We start from the raw sequence: 20,205 nt of genomic DNA on the forward strand, positions 1-20,205 counted from the left end.
AGACCCGGGATCGTCATGAACAGCACCAGCGCGGTGGAGGTCAGCATCCACGCGGTGTCGCCGGAGTTGATCTTCGATGAATCGACCGAGAAAGGTGCGGTTGGGGCGGCCGGCGCCGATGCAGCGGCATCCGCCGCGGCCGGTGCCGCTGGAGCCGCGGACGCTTGCGCGACCGGCACGGAGGCGGCCGCGGGCGCCGAGGCGTCTTGCGCGAATGCGGAGCCCAGCCCGCCGGCGAGCAATGAGCCGGCCATCAACAACGTCATCAACAGTTTGCGCATTTTTCTTTCCTCTTATCCCAGTGTTTTTTTATAGGGCGTCGGCGCCGGTCTCGCCCGTGCGGATCCGGATCACCTGTTCGATCGGCGTCACGAAGATCTTCCCGTCACCAATCTTTCCGGTACGCGCCGCACGCTCGATCGCCTCGATAGCCTGATCGACGATGTCGTCCGGGACGGCGACCTCGATCTTCACTTTCGGCAGGAAATCGACGACGTACTCCGCGCCCCGATACAGTTCGGTGTGCCCTTTCTGACGCCCAAAACCCTTGACCTCCGTAACCGTGATTCCAGAGACGCCAAGCGATGACAAGGCTTCTCGAGCCTCATCAAGCTTGAATGGCTTAATGACCGCACTGATTAGTTTCAATTTGCCTCTCCGTTGACCGTCGATCCCGATGTTGGCCGCGAATGACCGTGGCTCAGCGCGGAGACGTTCAAAGCAACTGTCATGCCATTTGCACGGCAGGTACTGGAGCGGGGAGTTATCGGAGGAGCCGAACTTCGGGTCCTTCAGCGGTCAGATGGATGTTGTGAGGAAGGGAGCGGGATTGGGCGGCAGCACTGTCAGAAGGCTTCTTGGCGGAATGCGGTGTACAGATGGAATCTACCCAGGCACCATGTGCGAGCGCGTTTTCCCGTCGTCCGCCCAATCGGGGGCATGCGTGCACGGTTCTGCCGCTTGTCATTACATATTCATTAATCGAAGCTTCCAGGTTTCCACTCGCACGCCCGACGCTTGCGAGCGTTCAAGAGGTCGAGCGCAACTCCGCCGTGATAACGTGCAAAGACATCGCAACAGGAACAGGAACAGGAACAGGAACAGATCAGGATGATTTCGCATGTTTTCGTTGGGGTTAGTGACTTTGACCGTGCGTTGAAGTTCTATTCGGCCGTCATGAGCGAGTTGGGACATCGACTGAAGTTTTGCGAGCCAGATAAACCGTGGGCTGGTTGGATGGCTGAGGGTATGCCGCGCCCGCTCTTCCTTATCGGCAGGCCATATGATGGCAACTCCGCAGAACACGGAAACGGTCAAATGGTGGCATTGCTTGCGCCTGATCGTCGTTCAGTCGACAACGCATACGCTAGCGCGCTGGCAAACTCAGGTTCTTGCGAAGGTCCTCCCGGCTTGCGAGCACGCTATCACCCGGACTATTACGGGGGGTACTTCCGCGACCCGGAGGGAAACAGGATTTGCGTTTGTTGTCACGATCCCATGACTCCGTAGCATTCGCAAAGCCCCGAACACGCTATACACCGGCCTATTTTCGAAGCGGTACCCGTTTCGACTTGAAAATTGCCGTCGAGGCGGCGCGAGCGGTCGACGGGATCGGGTCGGCTACTGTTCAGTGCACCTAACATTCGGTTGACTTCCTGATGCATTCGTCACCCCCGATGATCCCGTCGAGGGCTTCCATTCAGCAAGTCAGTCGTTAGCCGAGGTAATCTTGATGAACGGCCTGAGTTCAGGATTTGAGAGAGCGAGAAGATTGAGCGTCGCCGCGCCGAACCGACGCGCGAACTCATCGTCCAGCGTATTGTTGTAGTCGGCCACCGGCAGTTCTAAAGGAAACTGTCGCGTGGTAACCGCCAGCACCTTTTCAACGTCAAGCGTATAGGAGACCAGTGCCTGCTTTTCCTCCGACCACATGACCACGACACATCGCTTTTGGGGGTGAGTTGCCATTCAATATCCTCTGCATCGTTGATAGTTCTGAAATGCTCTCTGCGAGCACACATCCATGAATCTCTGCCCACCCATTGCCATCCGATAGGCAGTGCATTCGTCCATGTCTCGTTCGTACTGCGCGTGGCATTCTGCGTCGTGCGCTTCGCTCACTCCGCGCGCCGCGATGCTCTGCACATCGTCGCTTATCGCGTCCGGTGTGTACTTGAACGGCTGCGCATTGTCGAAGTTCTGCGGCACGCGTGGGGTGTCGCGGTAGAGCGACCTTAGCATGTCCGCGTTGGCCGGTTTCTGCGCGCGCACGGCGGCTGAGCGGGAAGCCTTTTCCCGCTGCTGCCGTATCGCCTGCACGCACTTGCGCATCTCGTCCCGTTCGGGAACAAAGAGCAGGTTGCCGTTCTTCACTTCTTTGTATAGGGCCTTGGCGATCTCATGGTCGTCCATCCTGTGCATATGAAAGCGGTTTTCACTCCGGCCGAGCATATCGCGTAACTCGTATGACTGATGCGACGCCAGCACGGACGGGCTATGTTGTAGCCACGCTGCGCGCGCTTCTTCCATGGCCTGCACAGTGTCGTCGTGTGCTTCGCGAGGTACGCTCGCCGGCAATGCAAAGTGGAACCACCGGTCCACGTCAAACAGCCAGGGAGACTCGATGTGAAGGTAGAACGATCTGCTAAGGCTGATCGAAAAGAAATGTCCGTGCCGCCTTTCGTGGGCGCCGCGATGAGAGCCTAGGGAAACTGAATGCATAGTGCCTCACAGGCAATAAAGGAGGCCCGATTGTGCAACAAGGCACCATCTCAAAAAACCCCGAATTAAAGCGTGTTAGAAACTCCGATTGAGAGCTGGTATCCTGGCGGGATGAAAAGAGCAGACTGAAAAGGTTATCCGACTGATGCGTCGGATGAGAAATGAAGTTTCGCGGCGCCGTGCGGCGGCCGGTCGCGAGAGCGAGCCACGCGCACGTGCTTTGGAAAAACGCTCTAAAGAATACTGTCCAACGCCTTGGCGAGCCTGGCGACCACACCTTCGACGTCATGCAGTTTGTCCAGGCCAAATAATCCAACGCGGAAGGTTTTGAAGTCTTCTGGCTCGTCGCATTGAAGGGGAACACCGGCCGCGATCTGCAAGCCGGCATCGGCGAATTTCTTGCCGGATCGTATGCCGTCATCGTCCGTATAGCAGACCACGACGCCAGGAGCCTGAAAACCTTCAGCCGCCACGCTTTTGAAACCTTTGTCACTCATGAGCGAGCGAATGCGCTTGCCGAGTTCAAGCTGCTCAGCTCTGACTTTCTCGAAGCCATATGCCTCGGTTTCCTTCATGACGTCGCGCAGCGTCGCGAGACTGTCCGTGGGCATCGTGGCGTGATAGGCGAACCCGCCGTTCTCGTAGGCTTCCATGATCTGCAGCCATTTCCCAAGATCACAAGCGAAACTGGTGCTGGTCGTTGCGTCGATTCTTTCGCGGGCGAGAGGGCTGAGCATGACCATTGCGCAGCAAGGTGACGCGCTCCATCCTTTTTGCGGTGCGCTGATCAGGACATCGATGCCGCTGGCCTGCATATCCACCCAGATCGTACCGGAGGCGATGCAATCCAGTACAAACATGCCGCCGACGGCATGCACCGCGTCGGACACCGCGCGCAAGTAGGCATCAGGCAGCATCATCCCGGATGCGGTTTCGACATGCGGCGCAAAGACCAGATCCGGCTTGTTTTCCTTGATCGCAGCGACGACTTCTTCGATCGGAGCCGGTGCATATGCGGCCTGCCTACCTCGTTCGACCGGACGCGCCTTCAACACCACCGATTCAGACGGAATGTCGCCCATGTCGAAAATCTGCGACCAGCGGAAACTGAACCAGCCATTGCGGATGACCAGACACTTCCTGTTCGTCGCGAACTGCCGGGCGACGGCTTCCATGCCGAAAGTCCCGCTGCCCGGGACGATAACGGCCGACTTCGCGTTGTAGACTTTTTTCAGGGCGCCGGAAATATCGCGTACGACTCCTTGAAAGAGCTGCGACATGTGATTGATCGATCGGTCGGTGTAGACGACCGAATATTCGAGGAGTCCATCGCGGTCGACATCGGGAAGTAAACCTGGCACCTTCGCCTCCGGTAATTGACGAGTAAAAGAATCGAAGACAGATTCTAACGAAAGCTGCCTGCAACGGTATCGGCCGAGACGTCCCCGCCCTTCTTCGATCGCAGTCGCGCCAAAGGTGGCGCCGCTCGCCTCGTCCCGACTGCTTCTCAGGGGAAGATCGGTGTCGTGGGCTCCGCGCCCTCGATATCGGCCTTCGGAAAATGCTGCGCGACCATCTGCTCGATCTCCTGTTCGCGCGATCCAGGCACGTCGGCCATGATCAGGAGCTGGCCGTCACGGATGGCGTCCCGAAAGCGCTCGAGTCGTGCATTCGGTTCGGCGACGCCGATCATCGCGGCCGTCCAGGCCCCGAAGCCGGCACCCGCCAACGTCAATGCGACGACGGCTCCGCCCGCAATAGCGAGCTCCGCGGGAGGAAACGCCAGCGCCACGAGGCCGACAAGCGCTCCGGTCGCACCGCCGAGCGCCACGCCTCGTTCGAGCGAGTGCACGACGTCGCTGCTCTGCAGCAAAGTTGCCTCGGGTAACTGTTCGAGTGCGACGCTGTGATTCGCGAGAACATGGAGATGTCGCCATGTGATCCGCGTCCGCAGCAAGTCGTCTACGATCGCCTTCGCCGTCGACGTGTCAGATGCGAGGAAATAAAGACGTCTCATCTCGACCCTCCATCAATCAAGCCGTCCTCAAACGGGACTATGCCGTTCATCGTACGCCTGCGGCAGGCAAACGTTGGCTCTGGGCAGGTGCGTGCCGTGTTTGGATGGATGGTCGCTGCTGTATGCCAGCTTACAAATTCGGAAAACTTCTCCTGGAGACATAGGGTTGAGCAAAAATCTGCTGCCGGACTATTTCGCGTAGTTCCGGCAAACCATGCAGGTTTGCGGTCCACATTACGTTAGGCGTCTAAACGGAGGCAAACGATGACACGCGTTCGCGTTGCGGGCTTCACCATTTCGCTCGACGGATACGGTGCAGGCCCGCATCAAGACATCAACAATCCGCTCGGCGTTGGCGGGACGGAACTGCATCAGTGGCTAGTCCCAACACACACGTTCCAGCAAGCCTTGTTCGGCAAGGACGGCGGTACGACCGGGGTTGACGATGATTTCGCCGCCCGTGGCTTTCAGAATGTCGGGGCCTGGATTCTTGGGCGCAACATGTTCGGACCCATTCGTGGGGACTGGCCGGACACAAACTGGAAAGGCTGGTGGGGAGACAATCCACCGTATCACGTTCCAGTCTTCATCTTGACCCATCACGCTCGTCCCCCCATCGAGATGGCAGGCGGCACGACGTTCCACTTCATAACAGGAGGCATCCGCGAGGCGCTCGACCGTGCACGCGAGGCCGCTGCCGGAATGGACGTGCGGATCGGCGGTGGGCCGGACACAATTCAGCAGTATCTTCGCGAGGGCCTCATCGATGATCTGCACATTGCCGTCGCGCCGGTCCTGCTCGGCCGGGGAGAATCGCTGTTCGAAGGGGTCGACTTGCGGGCTCTGGGATACGAATGCGTTGAATTCGTAGCGTCGGAGAAGGCCACGCATGTCGTCCTAAGGCGCCAAGGGCACACGGACGCCTAAGCACTCGCTGAAGGCCTCTTGTACCGCATACTTCAGTGAATCACACCACCGAAAGGATCGACATGGTTGCTGACCTTGCACGCTCCTGGTTGACCTGGAGCGCGCCTGCAGCCGCTGCGCAGGCCTCCGGTCGCCCGCTCGTGGCGCTGGAATCGACCATCATCGCCCACGGCATGCCCTACCCGGAGAACGTTCGCACTGCGCGCGAAGTGGAAGCCTTGATCCGTGACGCGGGTGCCGAGCCGGCGACTATTGCGCTGATCGATGGGCGAATCCACATCGGCCTTTCGGATGACGAGCTGGAAACGATCGGCCGATCGGACCACGTCCATAAGGTCAGCCGCCGCGACCTGCCGGCCGTGCTGGCCGGCGGCGGGCTGGGCGCCACGACCGTGGCTGGCACGATGATATGTGCGGCGTTGGCCGGCATCGAGGTCTTCGTCACCGGAGGCATTGGCGGCGTACACCGAGGCGCGCATGAAACCTTTGACATCTCGGCCGACCTGCAAGAACTGGCGAAGACCTCGGTGGCGGTGATCTGTGCCGGTGCGAAGTCCATCCTGGACATCGGGCTCACATTGGAATACCTGGAAACCCACGGCGTGCCGGTGCTCAGTTGCGAACAGGACAATTTTGCGGCGTTCTACACGCGTGACAGCGGCTTTCGCGCGGACTTCAGGCTGGACGACGCGGAGGAACAGGCACGGTTCATTCGCACCAAGTGGGACCTGGGCCTCGACGGCGGTGTGGTGTTGAGCACTCCGGTGCCGGAAGCCGCAGCGATGTCGTTCGAAGAGATCGACGCGCTGACCCAGCAGGCGCTCGACGAGGCCGCTGCACAAGGAATCACCGGCAAGGCCGTCACCCCCTTCCTGCTGGCGCGCATCAAGGCGTTGACAGGCGGGCGCAGCCTGGCCACAAACATCGCGCTCGTGAAACACAACGCCGAGGTCGGCGCAAGGCTTGCGCTAGCGTTGGCACGCTCAAAGCCCAGCACAGGCGCGGTGTAGCCTCACTGCGGTTTCGCGCGGCTGGTATTTCCTTGACGGCCACCGCGCTGATTTCGAGCCAGTGCCGAAGCTGTTCGCCCCGCCGCTATATGAGGCGCTGGCTCGTCGATATCTGCCTCGCGGAAGTCCCAGGCGTCCAATCGGCAATGCGCAAGACGCACCTTCTCCGCTGCTTTCCACCGGTCGACAACCGCGCCCATGGGCGGCAGCGATGTGTCGGCCGCCGCCCGGGGCGCAGAGCTCCACGAAGCCAGCCCCGTGCTATCTTTGACGGATTCGACACCTTCCTCTCAGGAGGGCGCGTGGACGTCGCCGTGTGGCTGCACAGCCTCGGAATGGAGCGGTATGAACCGGTGTTTCGCGAGAACGCCATCGACGCCGACGTGCTTCGCGACCTCACCGCGGACGATCTGAAAGAACTGGGTATTGCGTCGGTCGGTCATCGCCGCAAACTGCTCGATGCCTTGACTGAATTGCGGGCGCGAACCGGGCCCCGGCATAGCGGCGCGAGCCCAGGCGAGGCGAAAGGCGAACGACGGCAGGTCGCCGTCCTGTTCGCCGATCTGTGTGGCTTCACGCGGATGAGCCGTGAAGTCGACGCGGAGGAAGTACTCGCCGTGCTCGATCGCTACTTCGAGCAGGTTGACCGCACCATCGAGCAGCATGGCGGGCACGTCGACAAGCACGTCGGCGACAGCGTCATGGCAGTATTCGGCGCGCCGGTCTCGCATGGCAATGATGTCGAACGCGCCGTGCGGGCGGCACTCGCGATCAGGGACGGAATGCCCGACCTGTCGCGTGCGCTCGGCCGCCCGGTCTGCGTGCATATCGGCATAGCCGGCGGCGAAGTCGTCGCAAGCGGCACCGGTAGCGCGACTCATAGGGAATACACCGTCACCGGCGACACGGTCAACCTCGCCTCGCGTCTCACCGATGCGGCTGAGCCGGGGACGATCCTGATCTCGGAAAGCGTGCGACGCCCGCTGGCTGACCGCCTGGACTGTGTCGAACGCGGCGCGCTGTCGGTCAAAGGCTTCGCGCAAGCGGTCATGGCGTGGTGTATTGCCGGCCTTCGGCGCTCACGCCCGGGCCGGCCGTTCGTCGGCCGGCATCATGAGATGCGGCAGTTTCGATCCGTGCTCCATTCCTGCCGCGACACCGGAGGCGGACGCACCGTTCTGCTGCGCGGCGAGGCCGGGATCGGCAAAACACGCCTGGTCGAGGAATTCGAACGCGAGGCACGGGAGTCAGGATTCCTTTCTCATACTGGCCTCGTGCTCGACTTCGGTGCGTCAACCGGACGTAGCGCAATCCAGTCTCTCGTGCGCGGCCTGTTGACAGCCGACGGCTCAACTGACGAAGCTGCGAGTGCCGCTGGCGTCGAGCACGCGCTCGCCAGCGGTTTGATCGACGCTGGCGACGCACTCTTTCTCGAAGATCTGGTCGATTTGCCGATGGGGTTCGAGGCCCGGGCAGTCTACGACGCCATGGACAATGAAATGCGCGTTCGCGGCCGACGCAACGCCCTGACCCGGCTCGTCCAACGCGCGAGCCGCCAGCAACCTCGGGTACTGGTCGTCGAGGATATTCACTGGTCGGACGAATCGACGCTTCGCGACCTCGCCGGACTGTCGGAAACGATGGCGGGATGTCCGGCCGTACTCGTCCTGACAGTGCGGACGCACGGCGATTCGAGTGAAGAGCCGTGGCGCGTGGCGACCGGCGGACCGTATTCGCTGATCGATCTGGGTCCGCTGAGCGCCGGCGACGCGCATGCGATGGCCAGATCGTTTCCCGGGGCGCAGGCAGGTCTGGCGGGACGCTGCATCGAACGGGCGGCGGGCAATCCGCTGTTTCTCGAGCAGTTGCTGAACGATGCGCAGGACGGCGAAGGGACCGGCGTGCCGGGGTCGGTGCGAAGCCTCGTACAGGCGCGGCTGGATCGGCTTGATCCCGCCGATAAGACAGTGCTGCAGGCTGCCTCGGTGCTCGGCCAGTTGTTCGAGAAGGAGGCGGTCGATTTTCTCGTCGATGGCGCTGGCGCCGATGCTGATGCCGGCGTTGCGCTGGAACCGCTTGTGATCGGTCTGCTGTTACGACGTCAAGGCACCGGATTCATCTTCCATCACGCACTGATTCGCGACGCCATTTATGACGGGCTGCTGAAAAGCCGGCGCCGCGATTTGCATCGTCGCGCCGCACAGTGGTACGGCGAGCGCGACCTCGTCCTGCGAGCCGAACATCTCGATCGCGCGGGAGAACCCGGGGCAGCGCTCGCCTATTGCGAAGCAGCGCGCTCGCAGGCGTCGGGGCACCGCCATGAAGCCGCGCTCCGGCTTGTCGAACGAGGTCTCGATCTAGCGGATCAACGTAGCGACCGCGCCGCACTCGAGTGTCTACATGGCAACGTCCTGCATGAGCTGGGCGACATGAAGTCGGCACTTCATGCATTCGAAATCGCCCTCGAATATGCGACGACGGACGCGCAGCGTTGCCGCGCATGGATCGGGCGGGCCACGGTGAAGCGGATCATCGACGATCTCGACGGTGCATGGGCCGACCTCGACTACGCCGCTGAAGCCTCCCAAGGCCTGTTGCGCGAAGAGGCGCGCATTCACTTCCTGCGCGGCAATCTGTGTTTTCCCCGCGGCGATATCGACGGCTGCCTGCGTGAGCACGGGCGCAGCCTTGCCCTCGCGCGCGACGCGTGTGATCCCGAACAGGAGGCGGCCGCACTCGGCGGCCTTGGCGACGGCGAGTACATGCGCGGCCGGATGATCAGCGCCCAGGCGGCCTTCAGCCGCTGCATCGATCTCTGCCAATGCCATGGCTTCGGACGGATCGAGGTGGCCAACCTTCCGATGCGGGCGATCACGACGTGGTTTACCGGCGAAGCCGCGCGCGCACTCGACGCCGCGCTTGCCAGCGTCGCCGCAGCGCAGAAGGTCGGGCATCCCCGCGCACTCGCCGTCGCCCATCACGCTGCCTGGCACTGCCTGCACGATCGCGCGGAGTGGGATCATGCGTGGGAGCACGTCGCTCCTGCGCTACAGTGCGCGCGCGAGCTGAAATCAAGGCGCTTCGAAGGTGAAGCGCTCGCGTTTCGCGCGGAATTGCATCGGGTCGCCGGCCGTCCGCGCGAAGCGCGCGCCGATATCGAAGCGGCGCTGTCGATCAGCCGGGAGACCGGCATGAATTACCTGGGCCCCGCATATCTCGGCGTGCTCGCGCGCACGACGGACGACCCCGTTGTCTTCGCACAGGCGCTCGCGGAGGGCGAAGCTTTGCTCGCGGCCGGAGCGGTGAGCCACAACCACTTTCTGTTTCGACGTGATGCGATAGATGCATGCATCGACCGCAAACGCTGGGATGCGGCCGCGCACCATGCTGCGGCCCTTGAAGACTACGCACGCCGCGAGCCATCGCCCTTTTCCGGATTTTTCGTGGCGCGCGCACGGGCGCTTGTCTCGTATGGAACCGGCAATCGCGATCCGGCATCGCTGAAGGAACTCCAGCGGCTACGGCAGGAGGGCAGCGGCCTGGGTTTCCTTTATGCGCTCCAGGCGATCGAGGCCGCGCTTTCGGGCGAGGCCGATAGAGGAGGATAGGGTCGCCGCGCTCACTCCTGTTGACGCCGTCCAACCATCACCGTATCTTGCAATCCAAGGTAAAGCGACATGACACGGCAGTTGTGTCTGACTGTTTTCCGTTGACCTGGCCACGACGATGAACATTGACGATCGGCTTCTCGAGAGCAAAATGATCGCGATCGAGCAGGCGAGATCATGGAGTCCGCGCGTCATTTCCAAGCTCGAGACTCTGATCAGGAGCGGCGACGAGCTGTCCGTCTACCGGGTCAATCCGCTGGCGTTTGCGCGAGATCGCGGCATAAGCGAGGCTGAATGCATTGACCTCTTTCTTCATGCGGCGCGATACGGATTGTTCGAGATGAACTGGGACGTTCTTTGTCCGCAGTCGGGAATGGTCCTCCACAGCTTCGGATCATTGCGCACTCTCAAGACCCATTATGTCTGTGGGCTATGCGACGTTACGGGCGAAACCGACCTCGACGATTTCATCCAGGTCACGTTTTCAATATCGCCCGAACTTCGGAGGCTGACGTTCCACGATCCCGAGTCGCTTTCCGTGGAAGATTTCCACTGGAAACTGCGATTTAACGGTGACGGTCGGTTCGCCGGCCAGCAAGTCCGGTTTCTCGACTTCTTGCGGGGGCTCGTGCGCGGCCTCACGTTCCTGCCGCCAGCTTCGACGACGACCCTGCAGGCTGTTCTTGGCCCCGGTGCCTTGACGGGTGTGAATGTCGAGACACAAGCCGCTCTCATTGTTCCGATCGCTGGTGAGGCCGCTACCTCGCCGACACTGTTGCAGGTCGGTTATGACGGTCAACGGTTTGCCCCGGCGCTCTGCGTTGTGCCGCCTGGTCCTGTCGTCATTCAAGTAAGGAATGCCGGGAGCACGCGCGGGTCGCTGCTCTTGATCAATTGGCCTCCAGAGGTCGTCGCTCAGGCCATCAAGCCGCCGCTCGAATTCGAACCGTATCTCTCCGGCGGGGCGCTGGTGGCGCGACAAACCTTCCGGCGCCTGTTCCGCTCGGAGAACGTTGACGAGAAGGAAGGCCTTGGGATTCGGCAAGTGACGTTCGTTTTCACGGATCTCAAGGGTTCGACGGCCATGTATGAACGCATCGGCGATCTGAATGCGTACGGCCTCGTCAGACAGCATTTCGCCTTGCTCGAGATGATCGCACAACGGTATTCCGGCGCTATCGTAAAGACGATTGGCGACGCTGTGATGGCCGTCTTTTGTCGACCGACGGACGCAGTTTCCGCGTCGTTGAGTATCGTGGAGGAAATCGGGCGCTTCAATCGCGAACGTGGAGAACCGGCGATCATCCTGAAGATCGGGGCACATTGCGGGCCGTCGATTGCGGTGACACTGAACGACAATCTCGATTATTTCGGCCAGGCCGTCAACGTCGCCGCGCGCGTGCAGTCTCTCGCCGATGCCGGGGAGATTTGCATTTCGGAAGCGCTCTATAGTGCGCCTGGGGTCCGCGACCTCCTTGGTGGCCGCACTGTCGTCGAATTTGAGGCTCCGCTTCGCGGCCTCCAGGGCAGGGCAAGCGTGTATCGCATCGTGTCCGAGTGGTGACGGCTTACGGCGCCGATCTTGCCTCCTCCTGCGGCTATTCTTGTTTGCTCAACGTCGAACCCGACAGGTGCCGAGATGGAGAAGAACGACGCAGCCGGTTTGCTCCCTATGCATGGCGTTCCGCCGCGTTCCGAGGAAACACTCGCGACCTGGATTTGCTGGTCAAAGAAATCGTTCGACACGGACAGCGGATTTTGCAAGGTTGGCAGAACCCAAAGGAGCCAGCATGAACATAAGCAATGCGAGCAGAATAATCGGCGCAATGTTAATTGCGGCCATCGCGAGTGGCGCGGCCTATGCGAACGCGCAACAAGGTATGAGCGCGACGGCCGGCGCGGTCGCACAAAGGGTGGCGGCCTCGGGCTCGCCGCCTCGACCCAGGCCGGATACTTCGATAGTTCGTGACGTTCGCCGCGCCCTCAGGCGGGTACCGGATATGGATGATTCAGAGATTCACATCAGGGCGAGCCACGGCGTCGTCACGCTCACCGGATCGGTGCCGGAAAGCTGGCAGATCTCGCGCGCTGGCAATGCAGCAAGATCAGTGCTCGGAGTCACGTCGGTGACGAACAGATTGACAGAGCGAAAGAGCGATGCAGCAAGCATTGAGCAACGTCTCGCGGCATCGGCCGGATAGGCTCGATGTTGATCTCATCACTTCGGGAAGCTCCACGAAGGCGCAACGCGCGACTGTTGCGCGAAAACCTGATTTTGGGGTCGTTCGCGCCTCAGCTCGCTGCATTTAGCCCTTCACGCGTTCCGATCGCGAATCGTATGGCGCCCTAAGATGCACGATTGCCCTCACCTGTTCGCCCGCCACGTCGATCGTATAGCGGCCTTGCGTGAGCCACGCGGCATCGGCGGCACCATCGGCACGGTTCACGAAACCCATTGCAACCGGACATCGCAATGTATGCCCAAACGCGGCTGAGGTTACCGCCCCTACCGGCTTGCCGTCGCGCAAGATTGCTTCGCCACCCCACAGCATCAGATGTTCGGCGCCGTCGACCGTCAGGATCGCGAGACGCCGGCGCAGCGGCGCCTCGCGCAGACGCAGAAGGGCGTCGCGACCGCGGAAGGCGATGTCCCGGTCGAGCTTGCAGGCGAACGCCAGGCCTGCCTCGAACGGATTGCAATCCGGCGAAAGCTCGCGGCCCCAGGCCCGATAGCCTTTTTATGACGCTATCGAGCGACGACATTCGCTGCGTCTCGAGCATACTGCGTGGGCGGCAGCCCGACATGACGCGTGAACGCGACGCTGAATGCGCTCGCCGAGCCGTAACCGACACGTTCCGCGATCACCGCGATGCTGACTTCGTTCCGGCGCAGCAGGCTCCTGGCGACGGCCATGCGCCACGACAACAGATACTCCATCGGTGCCACGCCGACTGCGCGGCTGAATCGATCGAAGAAAGAGGACCGTGAAAGCGCGGCGGTTTTTGCGAGTTGTGCGATCGTCCAGGGCTTGTGCGGACTCTCGTGCATATGACGGATGGCGAGCGCGAGACGGGCGTCGGCGAGGCCGCGGACGAGTCCGGGCGACGCCCCCGTCCCCGTGGCTCGCAACGCTTCAATGAAGAGCACCTCGAGCAGTCGCGCCAGCACGACCTCGCGCGCGGGCCGCTGCGCGCGCGATTCTTCCCTCACGAGCTTGACGAGCGTCGCCAGCCTGGGTTCACCGCGCACGTGCGCGAGCTTGGGCAAGAGCGAGACAAGCAAGGCCGCATCCGGCGAACCGAACGCGCAGAGGCCCGCAAGCCATTGGGCTTCTGGCGCGACCGATGCATCGCCGAAACGAAAGCTGCCGTCGGGCAGTGCCGCGGGCGCGATATCGGAGACGTCGTCATCGTCGGGCGGGTTGATGCTCGTCATCGTGAAGCTAAAAACTTCGGGCACGAGCACGAAGTCATCGGCCTGAAGAATGAGCGGCTCGCAACCATTGACGGATAGACGGAAGGAACCTTCGAGCACCACGCAATAGAACGGCTGGCCGACTTCCGTGCGGCTCGCGCGCCAGCGCCCGGCGCCGCTCAGCACTTTCGAGAACGTGGGCGTCGGCCTCAGCAATGTGACGATTTCGGCGAGCGGGTCGATCATGATCGGACGATTTCGAATGAAACCTGGACGCTCAATTGTAGCGAGTCCCGGTGGTCAGGACTTATTGTGTTGGGACTGTCACCAACCACAGGATTCGACATGAAGACCGTCTTGATTACCGGTTGCTCGTCCGGCTTTGGCCTCGAAATCGCGCGTTATTTTCTGGATCGCGACTGGCGCGTTATCGCCACGATGCGCGCGCCACGCAAAGACCTCTTGCCGCGCTCCGATCGTCTTTCGATTCTCGCCCTCGACGTGAAGGACCCGCAAAGCATTCGCGCCGTCATCGATGCCGCCGGTCGGATCGACGTGCTCGTCAACAATGCGGGTATCGGTTTTCTGAACGCGCTCGAAGGAACGCCGATGGACACCGTGCGCGATATCTTCGAGACCAACACGCTCGGTACCATTGCGATGGCGCAGGCCGTGTTGCCGCAGTTCCGCGAGCGCCGCGAAGGTGTGATCATCAATGTGACGTCGACCGTCACCTGCAGACCGCTGCATTTGCTGTCGGTCTACACCGCGAGCAAGTCCGCGGTCAACGCGTTCAGCGAATCGCTCGCGCTCGAACTGGAGCAGTTCAATGTGCGCGTGCGTGTCGTGCTGCCGGGACGCGCGCCTTCCACCCGCTTCGGCGAGAACGCGCAGGCACGTATGAAAGACGGATTCGCCGAGCCGTACGGCGCGCTCGTGGAGCAGATTTTCGCAAACTGGCAGAAAGAAACGGCCGTCACGCACGCATCGGATGTCGCCGAAGCGGTTTGGCTCGCAGCGACCGATTCATCGAGCCCGTTCAACATCCCCGCCGGCGAGGACGCTGTCGAGTGGTACAACGCGGCCGCTAAATAGCACGAGTAAAAATCGCCGAGATGAGAGCCTCGGGCCTCAGACCTGGCCGATGCCGCCGTCATTCATCAAATCCGCGCCCGTCATATAGGAACTCTGTTCGGAGGCGAGAAAGAGCGCCGCGCTGGCCATCTCCTCGGCGCGGGCGAGTCGACCGATCGGGACCATGCTCTTGTACATGCTCACCAGATCCTCGCGTGTCGCCGACTGGGAGTCGAGAATCGGGGTGTCGGTGACACCGGGGCTAAGCATGTTGACGCGAATGCCGCGATCCTTGAATTCGGCGGCCCAGGTGCGGGCATAGGAACGCAACGCGGCCTTGGTCGCCGCGTAGGCGGTATGACCAGGGATGCCCATGACGTGCATGGCCGACGAAACCAGGATGATCGACCCGCCACCTGTCATCAACGGCAGCAGCTTCTGCACCAGGAATACCGGGCCGCGCGCCATGAGGTTGAATGCCTTGTCGAAATGCTCAGGCGTGATGGTGTCGATCGAAGCCTGCTCGGTAAAGCCCGCGTTCGACACGATGATGTCGACGACACCTTTTTCGCCCCTGACTGCCGCAGCGACACGGTCGAGGTCATCGAGATTCGCGGCGTCGGCCTGAAGCGCGGTAACGTTGCGTCCGAGCAGTTTGACGGCCTCGTCGAGCTGGCCTTGGCGCCGACCGAAGATAAAGACGTGAGCGCCTTCGGCGACGAATCGCCTGGCGATCGCCAGGCCGATACCCGTCGTTCCGCCGCTAATCACGGCGATCTTCCCTGCGAGAGTAGACATTGAAGCTTCTGCCTGTTGGTGAATGGAAGTGACATCGTAATTGCGGCCCCTGCGAATGATAATCGGCGGATTTATCATAAGATCCATTCACCGAGAGAATAGATCGCACGAGAGAAATACAATGGATCGGTTTCACGAATTGAACGCCTTCTTCGCCGTCGTTGAAGCGGGTGGCTTTTCCGCCGCGGCGCGCAGAACCGGCGAGTCACAGTCGGCGATCAGTAAGTCGATCGGCGCGCTGGAAAAGCGCCTGGGCGTGCTGCTATTCAACCGAAGCACACGCAGCGTGACCCTGACGGATCAGGGGCAGAAATACTACGAACGCACCAAGCCGTTGCTGGACGAGATTGAGGTGGCCGACAGCGAACTGACCAGCAGCACGCTGGATGTCTCGGGGCTGGTCCGGATCGCCTCTGCCTCTACGTTCGGTCGCCTGCACGTTGTTCCGCTCATTCCCGAGCTGCTGTCGCGCTATCCTGGTCTGCGGGTCGAGCTCGTGTTGTCGGATTTCGTACGCGATATGGTCGAGGATCGAATCGATCTCGCGATTCGAGTGGGCTCCGTCAACGATCCGGATTCGGTCGTGAAGCGGATTGCGAGCACCCCGCTGGTCTGCGTCGGATCGCGTCGCTATTTCGAGCAATACGGTGTACCGAAGGATCCTACCGAACTCGCCAATCACAATTGCCTGCTCTACGGCGGTCTGATGGAGTCGGCAAACTGGCCGTTTCATGGGCCACGAGGCCGATTCAGCGTACCGGTGCGAGGCAACCTGTCGTCGAATAGCGTCGAGACAATACGATCGGCCGTGCTCGCGGGCGTGGGAATCGGCCTCTTCGCGAAGCTCTCGCTCGCCGACGAACTCAAGCATCCCGACATTGTGACCGTGTTGGACGACTTCATTCGCGACGCCCGTGATGTAAGCATCATCTGGCCGAGGCGTCGTTTCGTGCCTGCGCGCGTGCGCCGGGTGACTGACTATTTTGCTGCTGCGCTGCCGCAGCGCTTGTAGGATCGCGACGTCCGTGAACTAAAAGCTGGCTGGCGGCACTGCGTGCGTCTGAATCAGTCGATTCCGGCGCGCACTTCAAACGCCGTCCGTCACGCAATGTTCGCGAGCGGCGCGCGTCGAGTGCCTGCGTCGCTCGACATCGAATCCCGCACATGGCGCGCGAATTCCTGTGCTGCTGGCTGAACCGTCGCGGGCAATCGCAGACAGATCGCGAACGCAGGCAGTGCAGGCAAGCCGCTGACTCGAAACGTGAGCGTCTCCAGATCGGCCGGCACCGTGGAGGCGAGCCAGGCCGTGATCGCGAGGCCCGCGCGCACCGTTGCGGCGGTCGCCTCGATGTTTCCGCTCTCGAACACCGTGCGCCACGCAATGCCCTCGTCCGCGAGCGCGCCGAGCACCACCGGACGGAAAGCACAACGCTCGTCTACCATCGACAGCGGCAACGGCCGCTTCTGCCATGCATCACTGCCGCGCCCCTTGACCCACACCAACGGCTCGATGCAGACCACTTCACCTTCGGCTTCGCTTGCGACATATTCGACCAACGACACGTCAACGCGACCGCTATTCACCGCTTCGCTCAGCTCTGGCGACGCCGCGCACACCAACGAAATTTCGACGTGCGGATGCGCCTCGGCGAATGCCTTCATCGCGGGCGCGAGCCGCGTCACGAGATCGTAAGGCACGCCCACACGCAAGGCGCCGCGCAACGGCTGGCCGGTCATGTCGGCCCAGATTTCATCGTTCAGCCGCAGCAGCTTGCGCGCCTTCACGAGAAACTGCTCGCCTTGGTGCGACAGTTCCAGCCGGCGCGTCTTGCGAACGAACAGAAGGCAATCCAGCACATCTTCGAGGCGCTTCACCTGTTGGCTCACGGCGCCTTGCGTCATGTGCAGCAGATTCGCGGCGACCGTCATGCTGCCGCTATCGGCGACGGCAACGAAGGTGCGGACCAGATCGAGGTCGAGGTTTCGGCTCATCTATGCATTATGCGGCGTAATGTACCGCATCAATATTATTAGCTTTCACGATGCCTTGACGATCCGTACAGTGCGAATTCACTGATCCGAATGTGCACCGATGACCTCGATTCTGCCGCTTCTGCTCTTCGTCGCCGTCGCGACCGTGACGCCCGGCGGCGCGACCACGCTCGCCGCCGCCTCAGGAGCACGCTTCGGCTTCGTACGCTCGATACCGCTGATGCTCGGCATCGCGATGGGCCTCGCCTTGCTCGCTGCGCTCGCCGCACTCGGGCTTGGCGGTCTGCTTCTCACGCTGCCATCGCTGCAAACGGCGGTGAGAACGCTCGGCTCCGCGTATCTGCTGTGGCTCGCGTGGCGCATCGCGCGCAGCGGGCCGCCAAACGCGAGCAATGGCCCCGTGCGGCCGGTTTCGCTCGTCAACGGTTTCCTGCTGCTCTGGCTCAACCCGAAAGGCTGGGCGATGACGGTTGGCGCGGCGGCGTCTTTCGCGCTGCTCGCAAACAATCCGAACCGCCTCGCGATGCTGCTCGGTGCAGCGTTCGGGGTGACTGCGTGCGCGTCGCTCGCGCTGTGGTGTGCGCTCGGCGTGCTATTCGCGCGGCTGTTTCGGACGCCGCGCCACTGGCGCATTCTCAATCTCGCGATGGGTGTGCTGCTCGCCGCATCCCTCATTCCGACCTGGAGATAAGCATGTCTTCCCATCCGTTCGCCGAATCGTTCGACCTTGAAGCCGCGTTCGCCGATGTGTCGGATCATTGGTCGCCGAAAGTTGTCGCACAGGTCAACGATCAGTACGTGAAGGTCGCGAAAGTGCGCGGGTCTGAAGCGGGAAGGGATGTCTGCTCCGCTTCCGTGTCCAGACAACGCGTGTCAGTTGTAGCCAAGGACAGCGGCGGACGCCACGTCCGGCCTCTCAGGAACATTCGAAGCGATCGTCGATACCGTCGATGCGAGAAACGATCTATATACCGAGCGCGATCGATTTTCAGAGCCATTCTCGCCGTTTCGAGCGCGCGTCGCACATCTGCTCGAGTCGACGCTGAAAGGCGATAGATCGGAGCTGTTCATAGTGTTCCCTCCGTCTTCCTGGGTTTAGAACCGGTTGATTGACTTGTGGCGGCCAGACCCTTTCGCCATCCGAAGCGAAATGGTGCTCAGTGCAGTTTGACGTGCGGCGCGGTGCTTCGACGGAGCCGATGCGCGAGGGTATTGACGATCATGCGTGCATAGCCATGCAGCGCTGCAACGTGCATCCGATACAGCGACAAATACATGAAGCGAGCAAGCAGTCCGTCCACGAGCATGCTGCCGCCGATAAGACCTCCCATCAGACTCCCTACCGCATTCGCGTGCCCGAGCGACACTAGCGAGCCGAGATCGCGATAGGCAAACTCCGGAAGCTTTTTCCCCTCGATCCGTCGCGCAAGTGCCTTGACTAAAAACGATGCCTGCTGATGAGCCGCCTGGGCGCGCGGTGGAACATTGCGCTCGAAACCCAACCATGGACAGGCCGCGCAATCGCCGAATGCGAATATATGGTCGTCGAGATCCGTTTGAAGCGTGCGACGCACACTGAGTTGCCCCAGATGATTGACGGTCAGCCCATCGAGCGTTGAAAGCACCGCGGGTGCCTTGATGCCCGCGGCCCACACCGTGAGATCCGCACGTATCGTCTTGCCGTTTTTCGTGCGGATGAGTCCGGGCGCGACCTCCGCGACCCGCTCGTCGACCATCAACTTGACATTGAGTTTGTCCAGCAGTCCGGCAGCTGCGGTGGACACGCGTTCTTTCAACGCTGGCAGAATCCGCGGCCCAGCTTCAATGAGCACGATCCCGACGTCGTGTGTGGGGTCGAGCCGATGCAAGCCGTATGATGAAAGTACCTTCGCCGTATTGCGCAATTCGGCGGACAATTCCACGCCCGTAGCGCCCCCGCCAACTATCGCGACCTGAACACGAGGCGCGTGATCGACGGGCACGCCACATGCACTCCGCTCACCGGCGTCTCGTTGTTGTTCGGCGCGAATGCAAGCTGAAATCAGGCGCTTTCTGAAGCGTTCCGCTTGAGCGACGTTGTCAAGCGCGAGCGAATTTTCCGCCGCGCCCGCCACGCCGAAGTAGTGCGTTGTACTACCGATGGCAAGAATCAACGAGTCGTACCCGATTCGGCGCGGCGGTACCAGTTCGGTTCCGTCGTCATCGAGCAGTGGCGCAAGCAGGACCTGCCTCGAGCCACGATCCAGTCCGACAAGTTCGCCCTGGATGAACTGGAAGCCGTGCCACTGGGCTTGCGCGGCGTACGCCAGTTCCTGTGCGAATGGGTCCAGACTTCCTGCTGCGACCTCGTGCAACAGGGGCTTCCAGATATGCGTCGGGTTGCGGTCGATCAACGTAATGGAGGCACGTTGCGCCCCGCTTTGCCGACCACCATAACGATCGCCTAGCCTCGTTGCGAGTTCGATGCCACCCGCCCCTCCTCCCACGATCACAAAACGATGCATGCAGATTCTCCCTGGACGACGACGCGCGGTACGGAAATCCAACACAACGGTTGAGAACAACTATCGCAGAAGCCCGACGGCAGGAAAATCTCATAGTTCTGATGGCTGCCTTCAGGTTTTCTGATTGAGAGATCTCCTA

At 61.5% G+C, this 20,205-nt stretch carries 18 protein-coding genes and 3 pseudogenes; 10 read left to right on the forward strand and 11 right to left on the reverse strand.

Translation table 11 applies throughout. The features are described from left to right. Positions 1 to 281, reverse strand: a pseudogene (locus HWY30_RS41085) (ammonium transporter); the annotation flags it as partial. A gap of 28 nt (positions 282 to 309) precedes the next feature. Next, positions 310 to 648, reverse strand: coding sequence for a P-II family nitrogen regulator (locus tag HWY30_RS19425; protein ID WP_026226100.1), 339 nt, complete (start codon positions 646 to 648; stop codon positions 310 to 312). 462 nt (positions 649 to 1,110) lie between these two features. On the opposite strand from HWY30_RS19425, the gene HWY30_RS19430 reads away from it, so the two are divergent. Beyond that, positions 1,111 to 1,509 (forward strand): VOC family protein, encoded by a 399-nt coding sequence (locus tag HWY30_RS19430; protein ID WP_090811596.1) that lies wholly within the window; start codon positions 1,111 to 1,113, stop codon positions 1,507 to 1,509. A gap of 198 nt (positions 1,510 to 1,707) precedes the next feature. Here the strand turns inward: HWY30_RS19430 and HWY30_RS19435 are convergent, their stop codons facing one another. The 4 genes from HWY30_RS19435 to HWY30_RS19450 all read right to left on the reverse strand — a co-directional run bounded on the left by HWY30_RS19435 (position 1,708) and on the right by HWY30_RS19450 (position 4,738). Beyond that, positions 1,708 to 1,968 carry a hypothetical protein gene (locus HWY30_RS19435; protein ID WP_090811598.1) on the reverse strand — a complete coding sequence of 87 codons (261 nt, stop codon included), beginning with the start codon at positions 1,966 to 1,968 and terminating at the stop codon, positions 1,708 to 1,710. Then, a complete protein-coding gene (locus HWY30_RS19440) occupies positions 1,969 to 2,601 on the reverse strand; it encodes a hypothetical protein (protein WP_244144945.1) in 633 nt (210 codons plus the stop codon). It abuts the gene before it with no gap. Positions 2,602 to 2,954: 353 nt separating this feature from the next. Then, entirely contained in the window at positions 2,955 to 4,082 is a 1,128-nt protein-coding gene (locus tag HWY30_RS19445; protein ID WP_090811602.1) for an aminotransferase class V-fold PLP-dependent enzyme, read from the reverse strand. 146 nt (positions 4,083 to 4,228) lie between these two features. After that, positions 4,229 to 4,738 (reverse strand): DUF1269 domain-containing protein, encoded by a 510-nt coding sequence (locus HWY30_RS19450; protein WP_090811604.1) that lies wholly within the window; start codon positions 4,736 to 4,738, stop codon positions 4,229 to 4,231. Between the two features lie 264 nt (positions 4,739 to 5,002). Between HWY30_RS19450 and HWY30_RS19455 the strand changes: the two genes are divergently transcribed. The 5 genes from HWY30_RS19455 (at position 5,003) to HWY30_RS42720 (ending at position 12,484) form a co-directional block, all read left to right on the forward strand. Further along, positions 5,003 to 5,665, forward strand: coding sequence for a dihydrofolate reductase family protein (locus tag HWY30_RS19455; protein ID WP_090811606.1), 663 nt, complete (start codon positions 5,003 to 5,005; stop codon positions 5,663 to 5,665). Positions 5,666 to 5,727: 62 nt separating this feature from the next. Continuing rightward, positions 5,728 to 6,675 carry a pseudouridine-5'-phosphate glycosidase gene (locus HWY30_RS19460; RefSeq protein ID WP_090811608.1) on the forward strand — a complete coding sequence of 316 codons (948 nt, stop codon included), beginning with the start codon at positions 5,728 to 5,730 and terminating at the stop codon, positions 6,673 to 6,675. 302 nt (positions 6,676 to 6,977) lie between these two features. Beyond that, complete coding sequence (locus HWY30_RS19465) at positions 6,978 to 10,283, forward strand: adenylate/guanylate cyclase domain-containing protein (protein WP_090811610.1); 3,306 nt, start codon at positions 6,978 to 6,980, stop codon at positions 10,281 to 10,283. A 118-nt stretch (positions 10,284 to 10,401) separates the two neighbouring features. Then, entirely contained in the window at positions 10,402 to 11,847 is a 1,446-nt protein-coding gene (locus HWY30_RS19470; RefSeq protein ID WP_090811612.1) for an adenylate/guanylate cyclase domain-containing protein, read from the forward strand. A 436-nt stretch (positions 11,848 to 12,283) separates the two neighbouring features. Continuing rightward, positions 12,284 to 12,484 (forward strand): BON domain-containing protein, encoded by a 201-nt coding sequence (locus HWY30_RS42720; RefSeq protein ID WP_341809936.1) that lies wholly within the window; start codon positions 12,284 to 12,286, stop codon positions 12,482 to 12,484. A 105-nt stretch (positions 12,485 to 12,589) separates the two neighbouring features. On the opposite strand, the pseudogene HWY30_RS19480 reads toward HWY30_RS42720, so the two are convergent. Continuing rightward, positions 12,590 to 13,021, reverse strand: a pseudogene (locus tag HWY30_RS19480) (glycine cleavage T C-terminal barrel domain-containing protein); the annotation flags it as partial. An 8-nt stretch (positions 13,022 to 13,029) separates the two neighbouring features. Beyond that, positions 13,030 to 13,944, reverse strand: coding sequence for an AraC family transcriptional regulator (locus tag HWY30_RS19485; protein ID WP_090811616.1), 915 nt, complete (start codon positions 13,942 to 13,944; stop codon positions 13,030 to 13,032). A gap of 99 nt (positions 13,945 to 14,043) precedes the next feature. Between HWY30_RS19485 and HWY30_RS19490 the strand changes: the two genes are divergently transcribed. After that, the gene (locus HWY30_RS19490) at positions 14,044 to 14,793 is read left to right on the forward strand and encodes an SDR family oxidoreductase (RefSeq protein WP_090811617.1); all 750 of its coding nucleotides are present in this window, start codon (positions 14,044 to 14,046) and stop codon (positions 14,791 to 14,793) included. Positions 14,794 to 14,829: 36 nt separating this feature from the next. On the opposite strand, the gene HWY30_RS19495 is transcribed toward HWY30_RS19490, so the two are convergent. Further along, positions 14,830 to 15,570: an SDR family NAD(P)-dependent oxidoreductase gene (locus HWY30_RS19495; RefSeq protein ID WP_090811619.1), complete on the reverse strand. Its 741-nt coding sequence runs from the start codon at positions 15,568 to 15,570 to the stop codon at positions 14,830 to 14,832. Between the two features lie 121 nt (positions 15,571 to 15,691). On the opposite strand from HWY30_RS19495, the gene HWY30_RS19500 reads away from it, so the two are divergent. Next, complete coding sequence (locus HWY30_RS19500; RefSeq protein ID WP_090811621.1) at positions 15,692 to 16,582, forward strand: LysR family transcriptional regulator; 891 nt, start codon at positions 15,692 to 15,694, stop codon at positions 16,580 to 16,582. 89 nt (positions 16,583 to 16,671) lie between these two features. Here the strand turns inward: HWY30_RS19500 and HWY30_RS19505 are convergent, their stop codons facing one another. Then, a complete protein-coding gene (locus tag HWY30_RS19505) occupies positions 16,672 to 17,562 on the reverse strand; it encodes a LysR substrate-binding domain-containing protein (protein WP_090811623.1) in 891 nt (296 codons plus the stop codon). Positions 17,563 to 17,662: 100 nt separating this feature from the next. Here HWY30_RS19505 and HWY30_RS19510 point away from each other — a divergent pair, with 100 nt between their 5' ends. Both HWY30_RS19510 and HWY30_RS41710 read left to right on the forward strand, forming a co-directional pair. Further along, positions 17,663 to 18,253 carry a LysE family translocator gene (locus HWY30_RS19510; RefSeq protein WP_090811625.1) on the forward strand — a complete coding sequence of 197 codons (591 nt, stop codon included), beginning with the start codon at positions 17,663 to 17,665 and terminating at the stop codon, positions 18,251 to 18,253. 2 nt (positions 18,254 to 18,255) lie between these two features. Continuing rightward, positions 18,256 to 18,384, forward strand: a pseudogene (locus HWY30_RS41710) (cupin domain-containing protein); the annotation flags it as partial. A gap of 335 nt (positions 18,385 to 18,719) precedes the next feature. Here HWY30_RS41710 and HWY30_RS19515 read toward each other — a convergent pair. After that, positions 18,720 to 20,066: an NAD(P)/FAD-dependent oxidoreductase gene (locus HWY30_RS19515; protein ID WP_090811627.1), complete on the reverse strand. Its 1,347-nt coding sequence runs from the start codon at positions 20,064 to 20,066 to the stop codon at positions 18,720 to 18,722. Positions 20,067 to 20,205 lie beyond the last annotated feature (139 nt).

This window comes from Paraburkholderia tuberum STM678 (assembly GCF_902833905.1).
GTDB lineage: Bacteria > Pseudomonadota > Gammaproteobacteria > Burkholderiales > Burkholderiaceae > Paraburkholderia > Paraburkholderia tuberum.

Bases quoted from the DNA above. Each gene is read 5' to 3' on its own strand.
- HWY30_RS19455 (WP_090811606.1), top strand. From the start codon at position 5,003: ATGACACGCGTTCGCGTTGCGGGCTTCACCATTTCGCTCGACGGATAC.
- HWY30_RS19435 (WP_090811598.1), bottom strand. From the start codon at position 1,968: ATGGCAACTCACCCCCAAAAGCGATGTGTCGTGGTCATGTGGTCGGAG.
- HWY30_RS42720 (WP_341809936.1), top strand. From the start codon at position 12,284: ATGGATGATTCAGAGATTCACATCAGGGCGAGCCACGGCGTCGTCACG.
- HWY30_RS19500 (WP_090811621.1), top strand. From the start codon at position 15,692: ATGGATCGGTTTCACGAATTGAACGCCTTCTTCGCCGTCGTTGAAGCG.
- HWY30_RS19495 (WP_090811619.1), bottom strand. From the start codon at position 15,570: ATGTCTACTCTCGCAGGGAAGATCGCCGTGATTAGCGGCGGAACGACG.
- HWY30_RS19430 (WP_090811596.1), top strand. From the start codon at position 1,111: ATGATTTCGCATGTTTTCGTTGGGGTTAGTGACTTTGACCGTGCGTTG.
- HWY30_RS19510 (WP_090811625.1), top strand. From the start codon at position 17,663: ATGACCTCGATTCTGCCGCTTCTGCTCTTCGTCGCCGTCGCGACCGTG.
- HWY30_RS19450 (WP_090811604.1), bottom strand. From the start codon at position 4,738: ATGAGACGTCTTTATTTCCTCGCATCTGACACGTCGACGGCGAAGGCG.
- HWY30_RS19470 (WP_090811612.1), top strand. From the start codon at position 10,402: ATGAACATTGACGATCGGCTTCTCGAGAGCAAAATGATCGCGATCGAG.
- HWY30_RS19505 (WP_090811623.1), bottom strand. From the start codon at position 17,562: ATGAGCCGAAACCTCGACCTCGATCTGGTCCGCACCTTCGTTGCCGTC.
- HWY30_RS19485 (WP_090811616.1), bottom strand. From the start codon at position 13,944: ATGATCGACCCGCTCGCCGAAATCGTCACATTGCTGAGGCCGACGCCC.
- HWY30_RS19490 (WP_090811617.1), top strand. From the start codon at position 14,044: ATGAAGACCGTCTTGATTACCGGTTGCTCGTCCGGCTTTGGCCTCGAA.
- HWY30_RS19460 (WP_090811608.1), top strand. From the start codon at position 5,728: ATGGTTGCTGACCTTGCACGCTCCTGGTTGACCTGGAGCGCGCCTGCA.
- HWY30_RS19515 (WP_090811627.1), bottom strand. From the start codon at position 20,066: ATGCATCGTTTTGTGATCGTGGGAGGAGGGGCGGGTGGCATCGAACTC.